This is a genomic window from Edaphobacter sp. (genome assembly GCF_035532915.1).
In the GTDB taxonomy this organism is placed as follows: domain Bacteria; phylum Acidobacteriota; class Terriglobia; order Terriglobales; family Acidobacteriaceae; genus Edaphobacter.
Genome location: NZ_DATKQC010000123.1, coordinates 1 through 4,534, shown reverse-complemented (window position 1 = coordinate 4,534; position 4,534 = coordinate 1). Strand labels below are relative to the sequence as shown.

At 60.1% G+C, this 4,534-nt stretch carries 5 protein-coding genes; 3 read left to right on the top strand and 2 right to left on the bottom strand.

Annotated elements, in window-relative coordinates:
- Positions 1–630: 630 nt before the first annotated feature.
- The gene (gene lpxD / locus VMU57_RS06190) at positions 631–1,635 is read left to right on the top strand and encodes a UDP-3-O-(3-hydroxymyristoyl)glucosamine N-acyltransferase (RefSeq protein WP_325381761.1); all 1,005 of its coding nucleotides are present in this window, start codon (positions 631–633) and stop codon (positions 1,633–1,635) included.
- A gap of 90 nt (positions 1,636–1,725) precedes the next feature.
- Complete coding sequence (locus VMU57_RS06185) at positions 1,726–2,499, top strand: response regulator (protein ID WP_325381760.1); 774 nt, start codon at positions 1,726–1,728, stop codon at positions 2,497–2,499.
- Here the strand turns inward: VMU57_RS06185 and VMU57_RS06180 are convergent.
- Positions 2,496–3,440, bottom strand: coding sequence for a nucleoside hydrolase (locus VMU57_RS06180; RefSeq protein ID WP_325381759.1), 945 nt, complete (start codon positions 3,438–3,440; stop codon positions 2,496–2,498). The genes VMU57_RS06185 and VMU57_RS06180 overlap by 4 nt on opposite strands.
- A 93-nt stretch (positions 3,441–3,533) precedes the next feature.
- Here VMU57_RS06180 and VMU57_RS06175 point away from each other — a divergent pair, with 93 nt between their 5' ends.
- On the top strand, positions 3,534–3,905 hold the full coding sequence (locus VMU57_RS06175) for a hypothetical protein (protein WP_325381758.1): 372 nt from the start codon (positions 3,534–3,536) through the stop codon (positions 3,903–3,905).
- 35 nt (positions 3,906–3,940) lie between these two features.
- Here VMU57_RS06175 and VMU57_RS22980 read toward each other — a convergent pair whose 3' ends face one another.
- Positions 3,941–4,330 (bottom strand): transposase, encoded by a 390-nt coding sequence (locus VMU57_RS22980; protein WP_414648610.1) that lies wholly within the window; start codon positions 4,328–4,330, stop codon positions 3,941–3,943.
- Positions 4,331–4,534: the final 204 nt, after the last annotated feature.

Here is a 4,534-nt window from a genome sequence, read left to right as displayed (position 1 = left end):
ACCCAGCGCGTCTTCGTCCCGCGAGCCGCCATCGCCGATCTCCAGCTCATCGCCGTCATCACTACCCCCTCACGCAAGAAGCCGCTGCCCGCGTCTGCCTCCCCCAGCCTGCAAAGCGAGCTCTTCAACGCGCCGCTGCCGCCCAATACCCGCCCCAATTAACGGCTTCCACATCTGTCCCGCTAAAACCGATTCGCAGACACTGCGCTAAAATTTAGTTTTAGGGCATGGCTTCAGCCGTGCCGCGATGCCTTATCTGCAAATCAGACACTTGCTCCTTGGGACGTTCCTTCATAAATCCCTGTCAAGCCCACATCTTCAAAACTCTCTGCGCAAATGCCATTAGGCATAACAAAATAAATAGCTTACAAGAGAAAAATAAATCTCCTCCTTCTGCAAATTAGTTCTCCTCCATTCGCTATACTGGAACAGAAGACAGTAAAGACGGCCCAGCGATAAAGCTGGGCCTAAACTATTTGCAATCAATACTTTGTATCTAACTAATTTGGAATCAAGACTTTAGAAACTAACCGCCATCGAATCAAGACTTTAGACCAACAGGTACGGGGGAGGTACCCTGCACAGGGAGGAGCAACGATGCCAGACCACAAGCGCGCTACAATCCCAACCATGAAGCTCGCCGACCTAGCCCAACGTCTCGGAGCCACCCTGCACGGCGACCCCACCGCGGAGATCACCGGAGTGTCCGCCATCGATACTGCCGCTCCGGGCGACCTCTCCTTCATCGCCAACCCCAAGTACGCCTCTCTCGCCCGCACCACCAAAGCGACAGCCGTCCTCGTCGAGCCCTCCTTCTCTGAAATCTCCACCGCCACCCTCCGCATCGACAACCCCTACCTCGCCTTCGCCCACGCCATCGAACTCTTCTACCACCCGCCAGCCTATGCGCCTGGCATCCATCCCACCGCCGTCGTCGCTCCCACGTCAAAGATCGGGGCCAACGCGCATATCGGAGCTTATGTCGTCGTCGGAGACCATGTCGTCATCGGCGACAACGCCATCCTGTTGCCCCACGTCGTCCTCTACCCCCACGTCCGCGCCGGCAACCACCTCTTTGCCCATGCCCACGCCGTCGTCCGCGAGCACTGCCAGCTAGGCGACAACGTCATCCTGCAGAACGGGGCCATCATCGGTGCCGACGGCTTCGGCTTCGCCAAGCAGGCAGGCGTGCCTCCCGGCAAAAGCTGGTACAAGATCCAGCAGTCCGGTCCAGCCGTTCTCGAGGACGCGGTCGAAGTCCAGGCCAACGCCTGCATCGACCGCGCCAGCATCGGCGAGACCCGCATCCACGCCGGGGCCAAGATCGACAATCTGGTGCAGGTTGGCCACGGCTCGACCGTCGGCAGCGACACCCTGCTGTGCGCCCAGGTCGGCCTCGCCGGATCGACCACCATCGGCCGGGGCGTCATCCTCGCCGGTCAGGTCGGCGTCGCCGGCCACTGTACGGTAGGCGATGGAGCCATCGCCACCGCTCAATCCGGAATTCCCGGCGACGTCGCCCCCGGCAAGATCGTCAGCGGTTATCCCGCCATCGACAATCGCCAGTGGCTCCGCTCGGTCGCCCTCATCAATCGTCTGCCCGAGCTTCTTCGCAGCCTCAAGTCACCAAAATAACCGCCGGGAGGATGGCCTCCGGCGATCGAAACGCATCAAAATATGTAGCTGATGGTCAATCCACCTGAGACACACAACGGCGATAACTCCATGTCGTTAAACCCTCCCCGCGTTCGCGTCCTTCTGCTCGACGACGAGCCCGACAACCTGTTCCTGCGCGCCACCATCCTTCGCCAGCACGGCTACGACTGCGTTCCCGCCTCCACTATCGACGAGGCAATCGCACTCTTCAACAGCATCGACATCGCTGTACTCGACTACCACCTCGGAGCCGGGCAGTTCGGCACCGAAGCCGCTACCCTGCTGCGACGCAGCCGCCCCTACGTTCCGATCATCATCCTCTCGGCCACCCTCGAACATTTCTTCGGCGGCGCCGAGGACATGCACCTGCTCAAAGGCCATAGTTCGGTCGAGGACATCCTCTCCGCTCTGAGTTCGCTCGAAGCGAAACGCCGCGGCGCTCCCGTTGTCGTCGACGCGCGCGACTTCTTCTACTCCCGAATCGCCATGGCCATCGGCTCAGACGTTCTGGTGCAGATCTTCGACAGCCGCAGCATCTGGCTCTACTGCAACGACTCCGCAGCCGAATACCTCGGCCAGCCTCGCGACTGGTTCGCCGGCCGCAGTCCCGCCGTCGAGATGCCTACGCTGATGCGCGACTGGAGCAACATCATCCAGACCGTTGCCCACGCCCGCGAGACCTATATCGACCGCACCCACCGCGGCCTACTCAACATCCCAAAGCCTACCGAGCAGAACATCACCTGGAGCGTCCTGGCCTTCCCTATCACGCTGCACGACGACCGCAACGGAGTTGTCCTCACTGCACGCATCCTCGACCGCTCCCCCGCAGCCTTCGCCTAATGCTTCGTCGGAGCGAGCACCCGGGGCAGATAGAAGCGGAAGAACTCATCGGAGCTGGAGCGTAGACAAACCTTGGCATTCGACGCGCCCTCTTCAGGAATCGTCATGCCGCTGTCATCAACGCGAATGCGCATCGGAGTCGTTGGGCAAAGCGCAGGATCGACCGCATAGGCAACCGCCATCGCGTCGAAGAGCGTAGGCGTCTCACTTCCCCACTGCTTGTACAAAATGGCAAGCTGGTCCGTCAGCCGCGAACCATGCCCAAAGACAGCTTGACGCTTCGCCGCATCGAGCTTCAGGATCGTCGCATCCAGCGGCATCACGAAGATAGGCACGCCGGATGCGAACAACTTCTGCGCCGAGCGAATATCCATCTTGATGTTCCACTCCGGCTCCGGCACTTTATTGTTTCCATAACCCTGATGGATCGAGCCGCCCATCAACACCACACGCTTCAGCTTGCGAAAGGTCGCGGGATCGCGGTCGATCATCGCTCCAATGTTGCTCAGCGGTGCAATGGCGATCAGCGTAATCTCACCCGGCGATCTGCGGATGAGGTCCAGAGAGGTGCTGATTGCATCGGGATACGGATGCGAAGGCTCAGGCTGCTGCTCGGCATAAGCGCGCTGCGTGAAGACGTTGGTAGTGCGCGTAGTCACCCCCTGCGCTACCGGGACCTGCGGCAATCCAGCATCGCGCAGAAAATGCTCCAGCAGCCGGGCACGCAAATGCGTGTCGCCGTACCCTGCATCGATCTGTAGGACCTGAAGCTCCGGACTGCGAAATGCCAGCGCCACGGCAAACGCATCGTCGATGTCGTCCCCAATATCCGTGTCTAGGATGACCTTCTGCTTCGCAACGGGACGCTGCGCAACTGCATGGTGACCGCCAGACACAAGCAAGCCGAGCGCGACTGACGAGAGAATGTGCCTGACCTGCATCCGAAGGCCCTCGAAGTTCTGAAGAAATCCTACCAGCGCACAAACCTGTATCAGCAACCAATGGCGAGATATCTATCCTGTTACCCTTGAACCATGCGTCCGTTCCGCATCCTTGTCTTCCTCGCCTGCCTGCTAGCCGTCACCGGCTGCCACTCCGCCCATGTACAGGCGACCGTCAGCAACCACACCAGCCAGCCGATCATTCTGCTCGAAGTAGACTACCCCAGCGCCAGCTTCGGCACTCAACTGCTCGCTCCAGGCGCGGACTTTCATTACCGGTTCAAGGTGCTCGGTACCGGCACAATGCAGCTCACCTACACCGACTCGTCCCACCACGATCACAAGTCGAAAGGACCCTACCTCGACGAAAAGGCCGATGGCCCGGTTCAAATTACGATTGCGGCTGACGGCGTCCACTGGCAGACCAGCCCCAAGACGACCATGCAGGCACCTCCCGGCTCCTAAGCGCGAGCCTCACCGGAGAGACCTTAGAAGTGGTCTCATAAACGTCTGAGGAGCATATGGACGCAAGCGAGTTGGACGAATCCGAGGAAGTTTTCGATGTGGAACTCCCAACGCGTGACGAGCCTGCGGAAGTTGTGCATCCAGGCGAAGAGTCGTTCGACCTTCCAGCGTTTCTTGTAGCGGCGGAGCTTCCTCCGATCTTGCGTTTTGCCTCGGTTGCGGCGGTTCGGGGCGATCATCTCGATGCCATATTCGCGTTTGAGTTGCTGATCGAGCTTGTCCGAGTCGTACGCCTTGTCCCCGATCAGTCGGGCAGGGAGTTCGTCGAGAAAGCTTCCGGCAAGAACTTCCTCAACAAGCTTGCACTCGGCAGGCGAAGCGCTCGCGACAGATACGGCGAGAGGAAGACTGTTAGCAGCGGCGATAGCGACGATCTTCGTGCCCTTGCCCCGCCGCGTGGGACCGACCGCGAAGCCCCCTTTTTAGCGCTCGCGAAGGTGGCATCGACGAACGCTTCTTCCAGGTTGAGCTTGCCCTGTTCGTAGAGCAGCCGCGCCAGCAGGCGCAGCGCCTCTTCGAGCTTGCCGGTGCGGATCCACTGCTGAAAGCGGCGATGACAGGTCTGGAAC